This is a genomic window from Pedococcus sp. KACC 23699, from assembly GCF_045348425.1.
GTDB lineage: Bacteria > Actinomycetota > Actinomycetes > Actinomycetales > Dermatophilaceae > Pedococcus.
On the sequence record NZ_CP157483.1, the window covers coordinates 1,975,856 to 1,994,867 of the forward strand.

15 protein-coding genes and 1 tRNA gene are annotated in these 19,012 nt (G+C 71.6%); 11 read left to right on the plus strand and 5 right to left on the minus strand.

From position 1 onward, the window contains the following. Positions 1-35 precede the first annotated feature (35 nt). Positions 36-569 (minus strand): SGNH/GDSL hydrolase family protein, encoded by a 534-nt coding sequence (locus tag ABEG17_RS09235; RefSeq protein ID WP_406832994.1) that lies wholly within the window; start codon positions 567-569, stop codon positions 36-38. A 105-nt stretch (positions 570-674) separates the two neighbouring features. After that, positions 675-745: transfer RNA gene (locus ABEG17_RS09240), tRNA-Gly, on the minus strand. A 92-nt stretch (positions 746-837) separates the two neighbouring features. On the opposite strand from ABEG17_RS09240, the gene ABEG17_RS09245 reads away from it, so the two are divergent. The 3 genes from ABEG17_RS09245 (at position 838) to ABEG17_RS09255 (ending at position 3,549) form a co-directional block, all read left to right on the plus strand. Then, on the plus strand, positions 838-2,118 hold the full coding sequence (locus ABEG17_RS09245) for a low temperature requirement protein A (RefSeq protein ID WP_406832995.1): 1,281 nt from the start codon (positions 838-840) through the stop codon (positions 2,116-2,118). 68 nt (positions 2,119-2,186) lie between these two features. Continuing rightward, positions 2,187-2,762 (plus strand): dCTP deaminase, encoded by a 576-nt coding sequence (gene dcd, locus ABEG17_RS09250; RefSeq protein ID WP_406832996.1) that lies wholly within the window; start codon positions 2,187-2,189, stop codon positions 2,760-2,762. Between the two features lie 118 nt (positions 2,763-2,880). Next, positions 2,881-3,549: an alpha/beta hydrolase family protein gene (locus tag ABEG17_RS09255; protein ID WP_406832997.1), complete on the plus strand. Its 669-nt coding sequence runs from the start codon at positions 2,881-2,883 to the stop codon at positions 3,547-3,549. Here ABEG17_RS09255 and ABEG17_RS09260 read toward each other — a convergent pair. Next, on the minus strand, positions 3,546-5,003 hold the full coding sequence (locus tag ABEG17_RS09260) for an aromatic amino acid ammonia-lyase (RefSeq protein ID WP_406832998.1): 1,458 nt from the start codon (positions 5,001-5,003) through the stop codon (positions 3,546-3,548). The two genes, ABEG17_RS09255 and ABEG17_RS09260, sit on opposite strands and share 4 nt — an antisense overlap. A gap of 88 nt (positions 5,004-5,091) precedes the next feature. On the opposite strand from ABEG17_RS09260, the gene ABEG17_RS09265 reads away from it, so the two are divergent. From ABEG17_RS09265 to ABEG17_RS09290, 6 genes are all read left to right on the plus strand, one after another. Next, a complete protein-coding gene (locus tag ABEG17_RS09265; RefSeq protein ID WP_406832999.1) occupies positions 5,092-6,246 on the plus strand; it encodes an ABC transporter ATP-binding protein in 1,155 nt (384 codons plus the stop codon). Between the two features lie 9 nt (positions 6,247-6,255). After that, entirely contained in the window at positions 6,256-6,903 is a 648-nt protein-coding gene (locus ABEG17_RS09270; RefSeq protein WP_406833000.1) for an ABC transporter permease, read from the plus strand. Next, complete coding sequence (locus ABEG17_RS09275; RefSeq protein WP_406833001.1) at positions 6,900-7,691, plus strand: ABC transporter permease; 792 nt, start codon at positions 6,900-6,902, stop codon at positions 7,689-7,691. The genes ABEG17_RS09270 and ABEG17_RS09275 overlap by 4 nt, the downstream gene beginning before the upstream one ends. 63 nt (positions 7,692-7,754) lie before the next feature. After that, complete coding sequence (locus ABEG17_RS09280) at positions 7,755-8,684, plus strand: ABC transporter substrate-binding protein (protein ID WP_406833002.1); 930 nt, start codon at positions 7,755-7,757, stop codon at positions 8,682-8,684. A gap of 262 nt (positions 8,685-8,946) precedes the next feature. Next, positions 8,947-11,379, plus strand: coding sequence for a LuxR C-terminal-related transcriptional regulator (locus tag ABEG17_RS09285; RefSeq protein WP_406833003.1), 2,433 nt, complete (start codon positions 8,947-8,949; stop codon positions 11,377-11,379). Positions 11,380-11,428: 49 nt separating this feature from the next. Further along, positions 11,429-12,196 (plus strand): lysophospholipid acyltransferase family protein, encoded by a 768-nt coding sequence (locus ABEG17_RS09290; protein WP_406833004.1) that lies wholly within the window; start codon positions 11,429-11,431, stop codon positions 12,194-12,196. A 106-nt stretch (positions 12,197-12,302) separates the two neighbouring features. On the opposite strand, the gene ABEG17_RS09295 is transcribed toward ABEG17_RS09290, so the two are convergent. Continuing rightward, entirely contained in the window at positions 12,303-14,621 is a 2,319-nt protein-coding gene (locus ABEG17_RS09295) for a (Fe-S)-binding protein (RefSeq protein ID WP_406833005.1), read from the minus strand. A gap of 286 nt (positions 14,622-14,907) precedes the next feature. Here ABEG17_RS09295 and cysK point away from each other — a divergent pair, with 286 nt between their 5' ends. Continuing rightward, positions 14,908-15,834: a cysteine synthase A gene (cysK, locus tag ABEG17_RS09300; protein WP_406833006.1), complete on the plus strand. Its 927-nt coding sequence runs from the start codon at positions 14,908-14,910 to the stop codon at positions 15,832-15,834. A gap of 17 nt (positions 15,835-15,851) precedes the next feature. Continuing rightward, positions 15,852-16,451, plus strand: coding sequence for a serine O-acetyltransferase (gene cysE / locus ABEG17_RS09305; protein ID WP_406833007.1), 600 nt, complete (start codon positions 15,852-15,854; stop codon positions 16,449-16,451). Positions 16,452-16,497: 46 nt separating this feature from the next. On the opposite strand, the gene ABEG17_RS09310 is transcribed toward cysE, so the two are convergent. Next, complete coding sequence (locus ABEG17_RS09310; protein ID WP_406833008.1) at positions 16,498-18,924, minus strand: CHAT domain-containing protein; 2,427 nt, start codon at positions 18,922-18,924, stop codon at positions 16,498-16,500. Positions 18,925-19,012 lie beyond the last annotated feature (88 nt).

A 19,012-nucleotide genomic window follows, 5' to 3' on the forward strand; every position in this document is an offset into this window, starting at 1 on the left:
GGACGGGCGGTCCGGCGCCCCGGTCGACCAGACGATCAGTGCGGCGCTGGACCGAGCTCCCCGGCGAGGGCCTTCAGGAGCAGGGCGTAGGCGACGTCGGTGAGGTGCACGCCGTCCTCGACGAAGGCAGAGGCGCCGAGACCCGCCAGCACCTGCTGCGACTCCACGGTCGTGCCTGCGTGCGCGGCGACCGCTGCTCTCGCCGCGTCGGTGTAGCGGGCGACCCCGGCCAGGGTGGGGTCGTCGGGTCCGAGCACCGACTCGTCCACGCCGGGTGGGGCGAGGTAGACCACCCGCCCCGGAAGGGTGGCGACGAGGCTCGGGATCGTCGAGGCGAACGACTCGAAGGAGATCTCCTTCCACGGGGCGCAGTCGTTGGTGCCCAGCGAGAGCACCGTCACCGCGATGTCTGTCGGCGCCCCTGCAGCCTGTGTCGGGACGTCGTGCACCCCGGATCCGCCGACCGCACGGTTGTCGACGCGACGGCCGACCGCAGCCTCGAAGGCAGTCAGCCGCTCCCCGCGGACCGCGTCGAGGTGGCTGTCTCCGACGAACATCACGCGCGACATGGCGCCCACCCTATTGGCGCGCGCGGACCCAGACGGTGGACGTCGCCCTTCGAACCGGACGAAGAGGACCCCCGACCAGAGCAGGTCGGGGGTCCTGGGTATCGGAGCCGGTGACGAGAATCGAACTCGCGTGTCCAGCTTGGGAAGCTGGCGCTCTACCATTGAGCTACACCGGCGCAGACCGCCCGAAGGGCGATGCGGCAGGCAGTCTAACCGACGCCACGCGGCATACCGGACACCCGCTCCCCGGCAGTCGTACGCTCCACTCGTGAGCGCCCTCAACCTCATCCCGCTGGTCCGCCGCATGGGTCCGCGCGACCCGCACGAGGCCCATCGCGTCGCCTCGCCGCTCGAGCTGTTCTTCGACCTCGTCTTCGTCGTCGCCATCTCGAGCGCGGCGGCGCAGCTGCACCACGGCCTGTCGGCTGCGCACTACGAGACCATCCTCGGGTTCGGCCTGGTGTTCTTCGCGATCTGGTGGGCGTGGATGAACTACGCGTGGTTCGCCTCGGCCTACGACTGCGACGACGTGGTCTATCGCCTGCTCACCTTCGCGATCATGGCCGGTTCGCTGCTGCTGGCCGCTGGCGTCCCGGACCTGTTCGACGACGGCCAGTCCGTCGCCGTCGTCACGGGGTATGCCGTCATGCGCCTGGCGATGGTCGCCCTCTGGCTTCGCGTCGCCAAGGACGACCGTCCGCATCGCACCACCGCGCTGACGTATGCCGTGGGCATCACCGTCGTGCAGGGCCTCTGGATCGCCCGCCTCGCCCTGGACGGAGCGGGGGTGCTCTATGCGACCTTCGGGCTGCTGGTCCTGGCCGAGCTCACCGTCCCCTGGCTGGCCGAGCAGCGCGGCGGGCCCACCCCGTTCCACCCCCACCACATCGCGGAGCGCTACGGCCTCTTCACCATCATCGTCCTGGGGGAGGTGATCCTCGCCAGCGTCCAGGCGATCCAGGGTGTGCTCGCCAAGCCGGTCACCGGGACCAGCGCGACCGGTCATGGCCCGGTCACCGCTGCCGAGGCTGGCGGCGGGGGAGGTCTGACGCCGGGGCTCGTCCTGCTCGCCGTCGGTGGTCTGCTCATCGTGTTCTCGCTGTGGTGGCTGTACTTCAAGCGCGAGCACGTCGACCTCATCGGCCAAGGACGCACCATGACGTGGGTGTTCTCGTACGCCCACGTGTGCGTCTTCGCTGCCGTCGCAGCCGTCGGCGCGGGCCTCGCGGCGGCGGTCGACGTCGTCGAGCACGCAGCGATCGCAGGACCTCGAGCCATCGCCTTCGCCCTCGCCGTCCCGATCGCCGTCTACTCGATGGTGCTGGGCTCGCTCCACGCCGCTGCCGACCACGACCCGCGGACGGCCGTGCCGGCCATCGGCCTGTCGGTGGTCGTGCTCGGCATCGCTGCCCTCGGGCTCGAGATGCCGCTGGCCGTCCTGCTCATCGGCATCGCCATGGCCGGTGCGGTGGCCGAGCACGTGCTCTTCGCCCGACGCCGCCTCGACGCCGCCCCCGACGACGGCATGCCCGCCACGAGCGCAGGCTGACGAACCGGCTGCGGCCACGGGCTGACGAACCCGGCCACGCGCCATACCTCGGGCGTTAGTCTCTCCCCGTGCTGCTCAGCGACCGTGACATCAAGGCCGAGATCGACGCCGGACGGGTCATCCTCGACCCGTGGGACCCGGAGATGGTCCAGCCATCGAGCGTGGACGTGCGCCTCGACCGCTTCTTCCGGTTGTTCGACAACCACAAGTACCCCTACATCGACCCCGCCGAGGACCAGCCCGACCTCACTCGCCTCGTCGAGGTGGAGCCGGGTGAGCCGTTCGTCCTGCACCCAGGGGAGTTCGTCCTCGGGTCGATCTACGAAGCCGTCACGCTGCCCGACGACATCGCCGCCCGCGTCGAGGGCAAGTCGAGCCTGGGTCGCCTGGGCCTGCTCACCCACGCGACGGCCGGGTTCGTGGACCCCGGTTTCACCGGCCACGTCACCCTCGAGCTGAGCAACGTGGCGACCCTGCCGATCAAGCTGTGGCCGGGGATGAAGGTCGGCCAGCTCTGCTTCTTCCGCCTGTCCTCGCCGGTCGAGAACCCCTACGGCAGCGCCAAGTACGGCTCGCACTACCAGGGCCAGCGTGGCCCGACCGCGAGCCGTTCGTTCCAGAGCTTCCGCACCACCGACGTCTGAGGCGTACCCCGCGGCATAGCCGGGAGACCTCAGGCGTTGGACTGCAGGACGCCCCCATCCGGACGGTGGCACGGCGTCGAACACCCGACGTCACCCCCCGCACGAGGAGAACCACGCGATGCCCGCCGCCCGCCTGCTCTGGCCCACCGAGGCCGAGAACCCCCGCGCGATCGTCCTCGTCCTGCACGGGGGCCGCTCCAAAGGTCGCGGCTCGGTCCGCCCGTGGCAGGGCGCGGTGCTGCGGATGGCGCCGTTCGCCAAGGCCGTGGGCCGCGCCGGGGATGGTGAGGTCGCTGTGGCCGAGCTCCGGTACGCCGTGCGCGGCTGGAACGGTGCCGAGGCCAGCCCCCTCGCGGACACCCGCCTGGCGCTCGAGCAGATCGCGGCCAAGCACCCCGGTGTCCCGATCGGCCTGCTCGGTCACTCGATGGGCGGCCGGGTCGCCCTGCACCTCGCCGACGACGAGCGGATCCAGGCCGTCGTCGCGCTCGCGCCCTGGGTCGAGGGCGTGGACGAGCCGCGCTGGCACCCCGACCTGCACCTCCTGGTCCTGCACGGCTCGCTCGACCGGATGACCTCGGCGAAGGCCTCCCGCGCGATGGCGACGGCGATGGAGCGCCTCGGCGCCGACGTCACCTACGAGCGCGTCGACAACGACACCCACGCCATGCTGCGCCGGGCCGGCTACTGGCACGAGCGGTCAGCCGACTACCTCGTGCAGCACCTGCTCGTGGAGCCGTACGACGCCGACGACCGGGTCGCCCAGGACGAGCGCCACTCCCGCTAGCGCTCCTGGGGGGTGCTCACGGCATACCCCTCGACGATCCGCTCGGCGACGACGAGCTCGGGTGACAGGTCCCTGTCCTCGAACCCCGAGGGGAGCTGCGCGCACTTCGCGAGCGCGGCGGCCAGCTCACCGACAGGGCTGACCCCGCGCATCCGCAGCGCGCGCACCGCGCACACGAGCTCGACGGCGAGCATCCGTCGGTAGGCCGCGGTCGCCTCACCCAGCCGGACCGCTGCCATGCCGGCGAACGACGCGTCGTCCTCGATGCCCGCGGACACGCCCGCGGTCTGGACGCTCGACGGTGTGGAGGCGTGGCCTCGGATGGTCGACAGCGCCGACGCGGCAACGTACTCGGCGATGAGGACCCCCGACGAACCCGCCGTGGCGTCCGACAGGAACAGCGGCAGCCCGCTCGCGGAGTCGGTGAGCACGTGGCTCACCCGCGACTGCACCGCCTGCGCGGAACGGGTGAGCGCCAGCAGCGTCGAGTCCACCGCCAGGACGAGGTATGCAGCGTGGAAACCACCGTGGTGCGTGACCCGACCGCCGTCCTCGTCGACGGTGAAGAGCGGGTTCTCCGAGGCGGTGTTGGCGGCCGTCTCCACGACGGCCTTGAGGTCGGTGACAGTGTCGAGGACTGGTCCGTGCACCTGCGGCCAAGTGCGCAGGCCGAAGAAGTCCTGGAGGTGGGCGGGCTCACCGGGTTGCCCGTGGAGCAGCTCGCGCAGCACCCGAGCCACCTCGCGCGCACCGTGGAACGGGGTCGCGTCAGCTGCCGTGGTGCTGACCGCCTCGGGGTTGCCGCGCAGGGCCACGAAGCTCAGCGCGCAGACCGTGTCGGCCGCGCGCGCGAGGGCGTGCAGCGACGCGGCGTGCAGGCCGGTCTCGGCGATCGCGAACGCGTTGGACGACATGAGCGGCAGCGCATCCGCCGAGCTGAGCTGCAGGTCGGCCCGCCGGTGGCCGCCCACGCGGTCCCTCTCACCGATCAGCGCCAGGCCGACCTCGGCCAGCGACGTGAGGTCACCGGTGCCCAGCGAGCCGTACCGGTGGACGACCGGGAGGTCCTCGGCCGGTGCCCCCACGAGCGCGGCGAGCGCGCCGGCGAGCTCGGGGCTCGCACCGCTGCCGCCGGCGAGGAGCTGGTTGGCCCGCACCGCCAGGGCCGCCCGGACGACGTGGTCCGGCACGACCGCGCCCCAGCCGGCGGCGTGCGAGCGCAGCAGCCGCAGACCGTGGTCGACGGTCGAGTCGGTGCTCTCCTCGCGGGCTGCCCCGACGCCGGTGGTGCGCCCGTAGACGGGACGTCGGGCGCTGATGGTGGCAGCCAGGTCGTGCGAGGCCGCCGCCCGCCCGAGGGCGGCGGGATCGGGGTCGGCCGGCGTGCCGGCTGCCGCGAGGAGCAGGCCGTCGAGGTCGAGGCTGCTGCCGTCCAAACGCAGGGAGAGGTCCACGACGCCAGTATCGCGCCGGGCCCGCGGAGGTCTCGGTCAGGTCTCAGCGGGCCTGCGCCGGTCAGTGGCCTGCATTAGGTTGGCACGCATGATCGTCTTCGACGGGGTGTCCAAGCAGTACCCGGATGGCACCGTGGCCGTCGACCACCTGAGTCTCGAGGCGCCGACGGGCAAGATCACCGTTCTCGTGGGGCCCTCAGGCTGTGGCAAGACGACGTCCCTGCGCATGATCAACCGGATGATCGCCCCGACGTCGGGCACGATCACGCTGGACGGCAAGGACACCAAGCGGATGAAGGAGTCCGAGCTGCGCCGCGGCATCGGCTACGTCATCCAGCACGCCGGCCTCTTCCCGCACCGCACCGTTCTGGACAACGTCGGCACCGTGCCCCGGCTGCTCGGCATGGACCGACGCGAGACCGAGAAGCGTTCGATGGAGCTGCTCGAGCGCGTCGGCCTCGACCCGGCGTTCGCCAGGCGCTACCCGTCCCAGCTGTCCGGTGGCCAGCAGCAGCGCGTCGGCGTCGCCCGGGCGCTCGCCGCCGACCCCCCGGTCATGCTCATGGACGAGCCGTTCAGCGCGGTCGACCCGGTGGTGCGCGAGCAGCTGCAGGACGAGTTCCTGCGCCTGCAGGGCGACCTCGGCAAGACCATCGTCTTCGTCACCCACGACATCGACGAGGCCATCAAGCTCGGCGACCAGGTTGCGGTGCTCCGGGTCGGTGGCACGCTCGCCCAGATCGCCGAGCCCGCCTACCTGCTGTCCCACCCCGTCGACGACTTCACCGCCGACTTCGTCGGGCGCGACCGGGGCTACCGCGCCCTGTCGTTCCAACCGACTCCGCGCCTGCCGTTGGCGTCCGAGCGCACGGTCGCCATGGGTGAGACCGTCACAGGGATGGACGACGAGTGGGTGCTGGTCGTCGACGAGAGCAACCACCCCCTCGGCTGGGTCGAGCCGGCCCGCGTCGCCGGTGAGGTGAGCACGGAGGTGCTGCACCGGGGCGGCACCGTCGCCAGGGCCAGTGGTCCGCTGCGCGCAGCCCTCGACGCAGCACTGTCCAGCCCCAGCCGCCGTGGGGTCATCGTGGACGACTCCGGGGCACTGGTCGGCACGGTCCGGGCCCACGAGGTGCTGACCGCCATCGAGCAGTCCGACCGACCCGAGCTCGAGGACCCCGCGCACCCCGGCGCCGCCCAGCCGGCAGCGATCTCCTCGACCTCCCAGCCCTCGGGCGCCTGAGGGTTCGTCATGACCTGGTTCCTCGACCACCTCGACCTGTTCTGGACGCGCACCCTCCAACACGCCTACCTCGCTGGTGTCCCGCTGGTCGTCGGCCTGCTGCTGGCTCTGCCCCTGGGGTGGCTGGCCCGGCGCTACCGACCCCTGTTCGTCCCGCTCATCGCCGGCTTCGGTCTGCTCTACACGATCCCCAGCCTGGCGCTCTTCGTCCTGATGCCGGCGATCATCGGCACCAACATCCTGTCGCCGCTCAACGTCATCGTCGGGCTCACCCTCTACACGTTGGCGCTGCTGGTCCGTACCGTCGCCGACGGCCTCGGCGCCGTCCCGGAGGCTGTGAAGCAGTCGGCTACCGCGATGGGCTACACGCCGGTCAAGCGGTTCTTCGCCGTCGACCTACCGCTCGCCGTGCCGGTGATCTCCGCGGGGCTGCGCGTCGCCGCCGTGAGCAACGTGAGCATCGCGAGCATCGCCACGGTCATCGGCGTCCCGCAGCTCGGGCTGTTCTTCTCCGACGGCTTCAGCCGCGACTTCTACGACCCGCTCGTCGTCGGCATCGTCGGGTGCGTCGCGCTCGCCCTGGTGTTCGACGGCGTGATCCTCCTGCTGACCCGGGCGTTCACGCCCTGGGTGCGCGCGACAGGGAGCCGAGCATGATCCCCGACATCTTCAGCTGGCTGCTCGACCCGGCGCACTGGTCCGGGTCCGACGGCATCCCCGCCCGCACCGTCGAGCACCTCTGGTACTCCGGCCTGTCGATGGTGCTCGCCTGCCTCATCGCGATCCCGGCGGGCCTGGCCATCGGGCACACCGGTCGCGGCCGCTTCCTGGCCGTCAACCTCGCGGGCGCCGCCCGCGCCATCCCCAGCCTGGGCCTGCTCTACCTCATGGTGCTGTGGCTGTTCCCCAAGCTGGCCGGCGACTCCGCGTTCCTCGTGCCCTCCCTCATCGTGCTCGTCGTCCTCGCGATCCCGCCGATCCTGGCCGGGGCCTACTCCGGGGTGGAGGGCGTCGACCCCGCTGCGCGGGACGCCGCCAAGGGCATGGGTATGACGGGGATGCAGGTCCTGCGGCGGGTGGAGGTGCCGTGCGCGTTGCCCCTGCTGTTCTCGGGGGTCCGTTCGGCCACCCTCCAGGTCATCGCGACCGCCACTCTCGCCGCGATCGCCGGGACCGGTGGCCTGGGCCGGTTCATCATCGACGGCCAGAAGGTCCGCGAGTTCCCACAGATGGCCTCGGGCGCGATCCTCGTCGCGGTGCTGGCGCTGCTCGTCGACCTGCTGATGTCGCTCGTGCAGCGGTTCGTCGTCTCGCCCGGCCTGAGCACCCCTCGGGTCAGCTCTTCGCGTCGCAGTCGCGCAGCCCGCACGGCGCCCGCCGGGAATACCCCTGTCGATGTAGAGATTGACCAGTCCGGGCGTACCGTTGACGCCCCGGCCCGTTGACCCAACGGCCTGTGGGCCCTTGAGCCCACACCCGTCGAGCCCACCACACTGAGGAGCAGGACCGTGAAGCTGACTCGCATCACCCTGACCATGGCCACCGCGGCAGCCCTGATGGCAACTGCCGCGTGCGGCAGCTCGGGCGGCGACCCGCTCGCCCCGAGCAGCAGCTCCCAGTCGGGCAGCGCTGCAGCCGGGGGCATCACCGTCGGCTCGGCCGACTTCCCCGAGAGCGCCCTGCTCGCCGAGATCTACGCCGGGGCCTTGGAGTCCAAGGGCGTCAAGGTCACCAAGAAGCTCAACATCGGCGCCCGAGAGGCCTACATCCCGGCCCTCAAGGACGGCTCGATCGACCTCATCCCCGAGTACACCGGCGTGCTGACGCAGTACTTCAACAAGGACGCCAAGGCGACCGACGCCGAGGGTGTCTACACCGAACTCAAGGCCGCCCTCCCCGCGACGCTGACCGTGCTCGACAAGTCCGCGGCAGAGGACAAGGACGCGCTGGTCATGAAGAAGTCGCGCGCCGACCAGCTCGGCGTGAAGTCGATCGCCGACCTCCAGGGCAAGGCCCAGGACCTCACGGTCGGTGGTCCGCCGGAGTGGAAGACGCGCATGACCGGCATCCCGGGGTTCAAGAAGATCTACGGCCTGGAGTTCAAGCAGTTCCGTCCGCTGGACGCCGGCGGCCCGCTCACGCTGCAGGCGCTGACGAACGGCCAGATCGACGCCGGTGACCTGTTCACCACCGACCCGAGCATCGCCGCGAACGGCCTCGTCGCCCTCGAGGACCCGAAGAGCATGTATGCCGCGCAGAACGTCGTGCCGCTGATCACCAAGAGCAAGAGCAACCCGACGATCGAAGGCGCCCTGAACGGGGTCTCGGCCAAGCTCGACACCGCCACGCTGGCTGCCCTCCTCAAGGAGGTCGTCACCGACAAGAAGGACGCCGACGTGGTGGCGAAGGAGTTCCTGTCGAAGAACGGCCTCGGCTGACCTCTGGGCCCTGACCCCTCGTCAGGACTGCTCGGGCCGGCCTCGCGTCAGGTCCCCAGCACCAACGAAGCACCCCGGCCGCGGCCGGGGTGCTTCGTCGTTCCAGCGAGTGATCGGATCCGTGGCCCCGAGACACGCCCCTCCACGTCTCCCGCGGCCACCGGTCCTGCTCGTGTCGTCGACCACAGTGGCGTGACCCGGGTTGGCAGGGCATCGGTAGAACCACTGATATCGACCCGCAGGTTCTCGATAGCCTGACCCCGTGCTGACACCCTGCGTGGGGCGCGACGATGTCCTCGATCGCCTCCGCCTGCTCCTGCGCAGCCACCAGTGGGTCACCCTGACCGGTCCGCCCGGGTGCGGGAAGACGCTCGTGGCCCGGCACGTCGCGCACTCGGCGTCCACCACCGCGTGGGTCAGTGGCCACACCAACCGCACCACGGACGCCCTCCTCACCGCCTGCCTCGATGCCCTGGACGCGGAGGTCGCCCCCGGTGACTCCCCGGCGATGGCCCTCAAGCGGGCCCTCGACGGCCAGGACGTCATGCTGGTCCTCGACGGGGTGGACTCGGTCGACGGCCTCGGGGAGGTCCTGAACGACATCGTCGAGGAGGCGGCGACGTTCAGGCTGCTCTGCACCGCAACGACCGTGGCAGGGCGTCCGCTCGAGAACGTCCTGCGGCTCCAACCCCTGCCGGTCCCTGCTCGTGCGCAGCCGCTCGAGGGGGCGGCGGTGGAGCTGCTCCTGGCCCGCGTCGCCGCTGCCGGTGGGCGCACCGTCGACGTGGCCCAGCACGACGACACCCTCCGCCGGCTGCTGCGTGCCAGTGGTGGGTTGCCGTCGCTCATCGAGCAGCTCGCGGTGCAGATAGCCCTCATCGGGGTGAGCGACGTGGCGCCGGTCGGCACGATGGCGCAGGCCGTCCGCGGGTCCTACGACCTGCTCGACGAGGACCAGCGCCGTTGCTTCCGGCGGCTCGCGGTGGTGGGCCGCCCCGTCGGGCTCGATGCGCTCGCCGACATCTGCGAGGTGACCCGACCCGCGGCGGTCCAGCTGGCCTCGGCCCTGGCCGGACGCAGCCTGGTCGAGGTGCAGTCCGACGGCCGGTTCGACATGCTGCCGCCGTTGCGCGAGGTGGGCCGCGAGCTCGCCCGAGGCACGCCCGACGAGACGGAGGCGATGGACGGGCTGTTGCGTTGGGCCGACCGCAGCATCCCCGCCGGGTACAACACCGGGGCCGCAGACGAACCGTGGTTGGGCGAGGTGCCCCTCGTCGTCACCGCCGTCCGCCACGCGGCCGCGGACGACCGGCGCCGGGCCGAGGCCTACGACCTGGCGAACCGCGCGTTCTCCTCCCTCTACACCGCGATGCGCGCCCGCGAGGCGGTCGACCTCCTCGAAGCGGTCCTCGACAGCGGCGACGGACCACCAGTGATCGGCTCGCAGCTCGCCCGCCGGGCCGGCATCTGCGCCTCCGAGGTCCGCGGCACCTACGAGGGTTTGCGCCTCCTCGACCGCGCCGAGCAGCACGCGTCCGGGCTCGACGACGGCCTCCGGAACCTCGAGCTCGCCCGCAACGCCGCCATCCGGGCCGAGATGCACCTCGACGCCGGCAACCTCGCGCAGGCCCGCACCGATGCCGAGCGCACCCTGCTGCTCGGGCAGCACGACCCCTACGTCGTCCGGCAGGTGCGTCGCACCCTCATGGACGTCTGTGTGGCCAGTGGGGACCTCGCGCAGGCCGAGGACCTCGGGCTGAAGATCGTCGACGCGCCACCGGCCGACGAGATGTGGATCGCGCTGTCGGCGCGGACGCTGCAGGCCAAGGTGGCGTGGGAGCAGGGACGGCTCGTGGAGGCGGAGTCGTTGGCCCTGTACGCCAGGGCCAAGGCGCGCGAGATCCGTGAGGACCGGATCGCCCTGCTCGCCGACACCGTGGTGCGGCTGGTCACCGGTCGCCCCGGCGCCGCGCTGGACCTCGACACGGACAACCTCCCGTGGGCGGTGCGCGTGGTGGTGCAGCTCCAGGACGCCCGCGACCTGCTGGCGGCCGGCGAGGTCAGCCGGGCGGCAGGGCGCGCCGCCGACGCCGTCGTCCTCGCCGACAGCAGCCGGCTCGGCCGCGACGGTCTCGAAGGACGGTTGCTCGTCGCCGACGCACTCATGGCCGCCGGCGACCCCACCCAGGCCCGCCCCTCCTACCTGTCCGCCCTGCGCCGCGCGTGCGAGATCCCGATGCCGTTGCGGGCCGCCGATGCGCTCGACGGTCTCGCCGCCTCTGCCGACCGGGGCACGGCGGCGCACCGCCAGCTCGCCGGGGCTGCCGCGGCGTTGCGGGTGCCGCGCGGTGCCGTGGGCCGGGTGCGGCCCGGCGTCAGGTACGCCGCGGGCTCACCCCGCGACTGCCCCTCGGGCTGGGTCGTGGGCGGGCACCTCACCCCCGCCGGGCTGGCCGCGGTGACCGACCTCGCCGACGGTGGTGACCAGCCCGAGGTCGCCTCGCCCCTGGGGGCGCTGACCAAGGCGGAGCGGGCCGTGGCCGAGCTGGTGGCCGAAGGGCTGACCAGCCGCCAGATCGGCGAGCAGCTGTTCGTGTCGCCGAGGACGGTGGACGCGCACCTGTCCCACATCTTCCGCAAGCTCGAGATCAGCACCAGGGCCAAGCTGGCCGCCTTGATGGCCGAGGTGGCCTGAGCTGACCCGGCACGGCAACCGGTACGGGGCTCGGCTCCGAACGACTCCCGTGCGCGACCTCACCTACCGCCTGGTCATCCGGGCCTGCCACGTGCTGTTCCGGACGCTCGGTCTGAAGATCGACGTCGCGGGAGCCGACCGGCTGCCGAAGTCTGGGCCGGTGGTCGTCGCGGCGAACCACAGCAGCTTCATCGACTTCATGGTCGTCGGCGAGGTCGGGCCGGCCCGCGGGCGGCTCGTGCGGTTCATGGCCAAGCAGTCGGTGTTCGACGCCCCGGTGTCCGGGCAGCTGCTCCGCGGGATGCACCACATCCCCGTGGACCGCGCCCACGGTGCGACCGCAGCACGCGCCGCCTACCGGGCGCTGCAGGAGGGCGAGGTCGTCGGGATCTACCCCGAGGCCACCATCGGACGGGCGTTCGTCGTCAAGGACCGGGCGGACGTGAAGCGAGGCGCGGCCTACCTGGCGCTGGCGACCGGGGCGCCGATCGTGCCGGTGGCGCACTGGGGCGTGCACCGGGTCTTCACCGTCGGCGGGCGGGTCAGCCTGCGCAGGGGGACGGCCGTGCAGGTCCTCGTGGGCGACCCGATCGTCGCGTTGCCGGGCGAGGACGCCGAGGCGCTGACCACGCGGCTGCACGCGGTGCTGGTCGAGATGGTCGAGCAGCTCGTGGAGGGCTACCCCCAGAAGCCGGCCGAGCCGCATACCGCGTGGTGGTGGCCGGCTTCGCACGGAGGGGCAGCCCCGGCACCGCAGGAGGCGCGCCTCCTCGACGAGGAAGCGCGCCTGCGGGCCGACGCCGGCCGCGGCGCCTGAACCGAACAAGCCCGACTCAGCACAGGTTCCTGTCTCGGGGGCAGGTTGCTACCTACCCGCTCGGCAGCAACCTCTGCTAGCAGAGGTTGCTGCCAGCCGGGCGGGGTCAGACGGGGGCCGGCTCCGGGTCGGGGGTGGGCTCGCTGGCCTCGGCCTCGGGCGCTGCCTCGCCGCCGGGGCGCTTGACCGCGGCGAGCAGCATCTGTGCGACGTCGACGACCTCGACCTCCTCGGCCTTGCCCTCGGACTGGGCGGCGGTGAGGCCGTCCGACAACATCACCCGGCAGAACGGGCAGCCGATGGCGATCCGCTCCGCGCCGGTGGCGATGGCCTCCTCGGTGCGGTTGGTGTTGATCCGCGTGCCGAGCTTCTCCTCCATCCACATGCGGGCGCCGCCGGCGCCGCAGCAGAACGACTTCTCCTTGGTGCGCTCCATCTCCTTGAGCTCGACACCGGGCAGGGCGCCGATGAGCTCACGCGGCGGGGCGTAGACGCCGTTGTGCCGGCCGAGGTAGCACGGGTCGTGGTAGGTCACGGTCTCGGCGGTCGAGGCGACGTTCTTGAGCGTGGACTTGCCGGGGGAGTCGGCCGGGCGCGCGACCGGGACCAGCTTCTTCTCGCGGACGAGGCGGTTGAGCAGCTGGGTGTGGTGGACGACCTCGTACTTGCCGCCGAGCTGCGGGTACTCGTTCTTGATCGTGTTGAAGCAGTGGGCGCAGGTGACGACGATCTTGGTCGCGCCGACCTCGTTGAGCGTCTCGACGTTCTGCTGCGCGAGCATCTGGAAGAGGAACTCGTTGCCGGCCCGTCGTGCGGAGTCGCCGGTGCAGGACTCGCCGTCACCGAGGATGGCGAACGAGACCCCGGCCTGGTCGAGCAGCTCGGCCACGGCGCGGGTGGTCTTCTTGGCCCGGTCCTCGTAGGCACCGGCGCAGCCGACCCAGAACAGGTAGTCGACGTCGTCGGCCGAGTCGACGTCCTGGCCGAGGATCTTCACCGGGAACGGCAGGTCCTTGGCCCAGTCGAGCCGGGCGCGGGCCGCCATGCCCCAGGGGTTGCCCTTGTTCTCGAGGTTCTTGAACAGGCCGCCGAGCTCGTTGGGGAACGCCGACTCGATGAGGTTCTGGTAGCGCCGCATGTCGACGATCGCGTCGACGTGCTCGATGTCGACGGGGCACTGCTCGACGCAGGCTCCGCAGGTGGTGCAGGACCACAGGACGTCCTGGTCGATGACCGCGTCGGGGCCATGCGGGTTGTAGGCGGCCAGCGGGTCGGTGATCGAGTACCCGGTCTCGCCGATGAGCGGCACCTCGGCGAGGGCCTTGGCATCGGCGCCCAGCCCTTCGCGGTCGGCCTCGGCCGCGAGCAGCCACGGCGCCTTGGCGTTGGCGTGGTCGCGCAGCGTCATGATGAGCATCTTGGGAGACAGCGGCTTGTCGGTGTTCCACGCCGGGCACTGGCTCTGGCAGCGGCCGCACTCGGTGCAGGTGGAGAAGTCGAGCAGGCCCTTCCAGGTGAAGTCCTCGACCTTGCCGACTCCGAGCGCCGCGTCCTCGTCGAGCTCCTCGATGTTCTCGAAGTCCACCGGCTCGCCCTTGACCATGAGCGGCTGGAGCTCGCCCAGGGAGGTGCGGCCGTCTGCGTGCCGCTTGAGGAAGATGTTGAAGAACGCCAGGAACCGGTGCCACGCGACACCCATGGTCGGCTGGAGCGAGATGGTGATCATCCAGGCGAACGAGATGAGGATCTTGATCGCAGCGATGACGACGATGAGGTTCTTGACCGAGTCGGTGCTCAGGCCGGTGAAGGCGTTGCCGATCCAGCCGGTGAGCGGGAAGTGCAGCGCGGTGTCGTGGCCGGTGCCCAGCTTGCGGGCCAGGGTCCACTCGAGGGCACGCAGCAGGCCGATGCAGATGGTCACGCCGAGGATGGTGAGCTCGACGTAGTAGGCCTGCCAGAAGTTGGAGCCGAAGAACCGCGAGCGGCGGCCTCCTTCGCCGGCGGCGCTGCGCGGGTGGTTCTTCTGGCGGATCGCCATGAGCAGGACGATGCCGATGAAGCCGCCGAAGGCGAAGACGTCGGTGACCCACTCGTAGAGGAAGAAGTGGCCGATGAGGGGGAGCGCGAACTCCGGGTCGGCGAGCTGCCCGAACGCGTTCACCAGGGTGAAGAACAGCACCCCGAAGCTGATCATCGTGAACCAGTGCGCCACGGCCACGACCGGCAGGCGCGACATCCGCGTGTGGCCAAGGAACTCGCGCAGCAGCGTCACCGTGCGCGTGCCCTTGTCGTCGGTGCGTGTCGCGTCGGGAGCGCCGAGGCGGAACACGGACAGGAAGTGGCGGATCACGCGGGCGAACAGGGCGATGGCCACGAGCGTGACCACGCCGCAGACGACGAGCGCGACGAGCTGGAGGGCAGACATGGCGGTCATGCTACCCGCGGGTAAGCGTCCGCTTACCGGTTTGTGACCCTCCTCAACCGCGTGGCGCCGGTGCGGGGGCGGCGTCCACCCGACCAGGTATGGCGCCGGCCACCTCGAGTGGCCGCGCGCGCCCGGACGGGTGACATCCGGACAACCCGTTGCACCTGACATAAGCGTCTGTTGGAATATCCATAACGCGTTCTTCGCTGACACGAGAGACTGCCACGACATCACTGCCCCCGCCCGCGCTCGAGGTGAGCGCGCGGCATACCGAAAGTAGAGGCGCATGCCGATCCACGACGACGTGACCCAGCTCATCGGCAACACCCCGCTGGTCCGCATCAACCGACTGATCCAGAGCGACGCGACGGTCGCCGCGAAGCTGGAGTTCTACAACCCCGCTTCATCGGTGAAGGACCGCATCGGCGTCTCGATCGTCAACGCCGCCGAGGCCTCCGGACAGCTGCAGCCCGGTGGCACCATCGTCGAGGCCACCTCCGGCAACACCGGTATCGCGCTGGCGATGGTCGGTGCCGCGCGCGGGTACGACGTCGTGCTCACCATGCCCGAGACCATGTCGAAGGAACGGCGCGCGCTGCTGCGGGCGTACGGCGCCGAGCTCGTCCTCACCGAGGGGGCCCTCGGCATGAAGGGTGCGGTCGCGAAGTCGGAGGAGATCGCCGCCGAGCGTGGGGGTGTGCTCGCGCGCCAGTTCGCCAACGAGGCCAACCCCGAGATCCACCGGAAGACCACGGCGGAGGAGATCTGGAAGGACACCGACGGCGAGGTCGACATCGTCATCGCCGGCATCGGCACGGGTGGCACCATCACCGGCGTCGGCCAGGTCCTCAAGCCCCGCAAGCCGGGTCTGCAGATGATCGCCGTCGAGCCCGCCGAGTCGCCGATCCTCAACGGTGGCCAGCCCGGCCCGCACAAGATCCAGGGTCTGGGCGCCAACTTCGTGCCCGAGATCCTCGATCGCGAGATCTACGACGAGGTCATCGACATCAACGCCGAGACCTCGGTCGAGTGGGCCCGTCGTGCCGCCCGTGAGGAGGGCCTGCTCGTCGGGATCTCGTCCGGCGCAGCGCTCGCCGCGGCCGACCAGGTGGCCCGTCGCCCCGAGAACGCCGGCAAGACGATCGTCGTGATCATCCCGTCGTTCGGTGAGCGCTACCTGTCCACCATCCTCTTCTCCGACCTCCTCGACTGACCGGCGGCGCATCCCCAGTGACCCTGGCCCTCTACGCGCGGCGCGCGCGAAGCCGCATCGTTGACGACCTCGACGCTGCCATCGCGCGCGACCCCGCGGCTGCCTCGCGCCTCGACCTGGCGCTCAACTCCCCGGGGCTGCACGCCACCTGGGCCTACCGGGCTGCCCACCGCCTCTGGCTCCGTGGCGGTGCGGCGAAGCCGTTCGCCCGGATGTTGTCCACGGTGGCTCGTTCGCTCACCGGGGTGGAGATCCACCCCGGTGCGACGATCGGTCGACGGTTCTTCATCGACCACGGCATGGGCGTCGTCATCGGCGAGACCGCGGAGGTGGGTGACGACGTGATGCTCTACCACGGGGTGACCCTCGGCGGCCGTTCGCTGGCCAAGGTCAAGCGGCACCCGACCGTCGGCAACCGCGTCACCATCGGTGCCGGTGCCCGCATCCTGGGTCCGGTGTACATCGGTGACGACGTGCAGGTCGGCGCCAACTCGGTCGTCGTCAAGGACGTTCCGGCGGGCGCGATCGCGACCGGCATCCCCGCGACGATCCGCTTCCCGCAGGGCCGCGAGGACCCGTACGAGGCGATGTTCAAGGACCCCGCGATCTGGATCTGAGGGCCGCCGCCGGTTCGGTCGTGGGCCTTCCCGTGCAGCGACGCCCTCAGACGGACGTAGGCGGCGTGGCCCAGTCCGCGCCGAACAGACAGAAGGACCGAGCGCCCGGGTGCTCGGTCACGGCAGTCGCGAGGGCCCGGGCCGCGGGGACGCCGACGCTGAGCTGACGGTGGTAGTCGACCATCGCGAGGGCGGCCACCTCGTCGGCGACTGGTGCGACGGCCGCCACGACGCTGCGGGCGCCGAGGGACAGCAGGGCTGCGGTGAGGCCGAACGGCTCGTCGCCCGGGCGCAGGTCGGACTGGCCGACGTCGCAGGCTGACAGCACCACGTGCCGCGACCGCAACGGTCGCGGGAGCTCATGGGCGAACACCGGTCCGTCCGCGAGGTGCAACGAGGAGAAGAACGGGTTCTGCGGCTCGTGGGTGCCGTGGGCAGCGACGTGGACCACGGTGTCGCCGGCCAGCGCCCCGATCAGCGCTCGGCTGTCATCGGTGCCGTTCGGGGTCGAGGCGCTTCTCGCGCCCCACGCCGCAGCGATGTCGCCGGCTTCGTCCACCGCCCGGCGCAGGCCGGGCCCGGCAAGCGACGCAACCGTCGTCGGACCGCCGGCGGGAGGCTGCGGGGTGGCCCACCTGGTCAGTGACGCGGCCACCGTGACCGGCCGCCCGGCCAGGCGCGGCAACGCCGTCCACGGCACGCTCGCCAGTGCCCGGCTGGGGGCCACCACCACACCGGAGCCGCGCGGGAGCGAGAGATCGCCGAGCACCGCTCTGTCGAGCTCGGCGAGGGAGGCGTCGACCGCTCGACCCACGGCGGCGGCCAGGGCGGGGTTCACCGAGGCGAACGCGTGAGCCCGCAGGTCCCGCACGAGCCGGTCGGCGAGGACGGTCACCGCGGTGACGCTCCCGAGGTGGCGCACTCGGCTCCGCCGCTGGGCGCCGACCTCGAGCGAGTACTGCTCCCCGGCGTGGGCGAACAGGACCAGGGCGACCTCGTCACGCGCACCGAGGACGGCCCGGGTCCGGGTGAAGGCGGCTGCCGCACCGGCTCCACCCCGGTGGCCGGCGACATGGCCGACGTCGTGCCGACCGGTGCGCTCGTCCGGGTGGTCAGCGGGGTTGCCGACGGTCGGAGCCGACGTCGACCAGTCCCGTTCGGCGATGCGCCCCTCGAGCGAGGCGACGCGGGAGCGGAGCGTGACCTCGTCCTCGCCGGCCGCAGTGCTGCCCAGCTGCAGCCGGGTCTGCCGCAGCTGCGCCATGAGCGCTGAGGTGTCGGGGTCCAGGGGTGCGCGGACCGGGGGCAGCCGGTGCGAGATGGCGCGCCAGCGTTCGACGCTGTCGAAGATGCGTCGGGCCGACCCGCTGGCGAGGGCGTCGCCGAGGTCGAACTCACTGAGCCGACGCCCGTGCAGGGCCAGCGCGGCCCGTACCTCCAGGCTCTGGGTGGGTGCCTGTCGGCGCCCGAGCTGGCGTGCGGAGGCATGGACTTCGCGTCGCGCACCGCGCGAGTCGCCCTGTGCCGCAGCGACCTTGGCGAAGAGCAGACGGTCGTGCATGGCCGCCGCAAGGCCTTGGTGCGCCGCGCCCCGAAGGGGCTTCGCGGCATACGCGGCACCGGCCACGTCGCCACGCAGGAGCAGGGTCTCTGCGTGGATGCGGACGGCGAGCCGTTCCTCGCTCGTGACGGGACGTCCTGTGCCGAGCCAGGGAACGAGAAGGGTGTCGATGCCGCGCGGCACCCGACCGTCACCGAGGTCGACCGCGGCCCGCAGCAGCGACGTGCTCCGCTGCCGGCCGTCGGCGCCGCGGGTCCGGTAGATCCGGATCGCCGCACCTAGCTCCCTGCGGGCGGCGGCGAAGTCGCCCTCGACGAGTGAACAGGCGGCCAGGTCGAGGCGGATGTCGGCCTCCTCCAGGGCCAGCTGCTCGTCGCGGGCCTCGTCGAGTGCACCCAGCAGCGTCTGGCGGGCCTGGCGCAGGAGGCCCGACTCGAGCAGCACCTGGGCCAGGTCCTGCTTGGCGCGGGCGCGAGCGACGGGGGCGTCGACCTCATCGGCCGAGCGCATGAGCGAGATGGCCCCGGGGAGGTTGCCCGCGTAGAACTCCAGGCACCCGAGGTTGTGGCGGGCCTTGAACTCCTGCTCCGGCACCCGCTCGGCGACGGCGGTGTCCAGCGCCTCCTGAAGCTGCGCGCGGGCCTGGTCGAGCTCGAGCAGCGACAGGTGGGACAGCCCGCCGTTGAGCAGGGCGGCGGTGCGTTCACGCGGCGTGAGCAGCGCCATGGACGTGTCGTCGACGTGGGCCAGCGCGGTCAGGGCCTCGCGCCAGTCCGAGAGCGAGACGTGGACGACCGCCTCCTGCACCCGGCTCAGCGCATGCAGCCGGGGGGAGTCGGTGAGCTCGCGCACCTCCCGGAGGAGGTCCAGGGCCTCACCGCGTCCGCGCAGCGCCACGGTCGTCCAGGCCAATGTGATGAGGATGCGCGAGCGGGTGGCTGCGGTGGCCCCTTCGTCCGAGCCGGCCCCAGCAGCGAGCGCAGACGCGTTGACGAGCGCC

Bases quoted from the DNA above. Each gene is read 5' to 3' on its own strand.
- ABEG17_RS09235 (WP_406832994.1), bottom strand. From the start codon at position 569: ATGTCGCGCGTGATGTTCGTCGGAGACAGCCACCTCGACGCGGTCCGC.
- ABEG17_RS09255 (WP_406832997.1), top strand. From the start codon at position 2,881: ATGCCCGCCGCCCGCCTGCTCTGGCCCACCGAGGCCGAGAACCCCCGC.
- ABEG17_RS09265 (WP_406832999.1), top strand. From the start codon at position 5,092: ATGATCGTCTTCGACGGGGTGTCCAAGCAGTACCCGGATGGCACCGTG.
- ABEG17_RS09270 (WP_406833000.1), top strand. From the start codon at position 6,256: ATGACCTGGTTCCTCGACCACCTCGACCTGTTCTGGACGCGCACCCTC.
- ABEG17_RS09275 (WP_406833001.1), top strand. From the start codon at position 6,900: ATGATCCCCGACATCTTCAGCTGGCTGCTCGACCCGGCGCACTGGTCC.
- ABEG17_RS09295 (WP_406833005.1), bottom strand. From the start codon at position 14,621: ATGTCTGCCCTCCAGCTCGTCGCGCTCGTCGTCTGCGGCGTGGTCACG.
- cysK (WP_406833006.1), top strand. From the start codon at position 14,908: ATGCCGATCCACGACGACGTGACCCAGCTCATCGGCAACACCCCGCTG.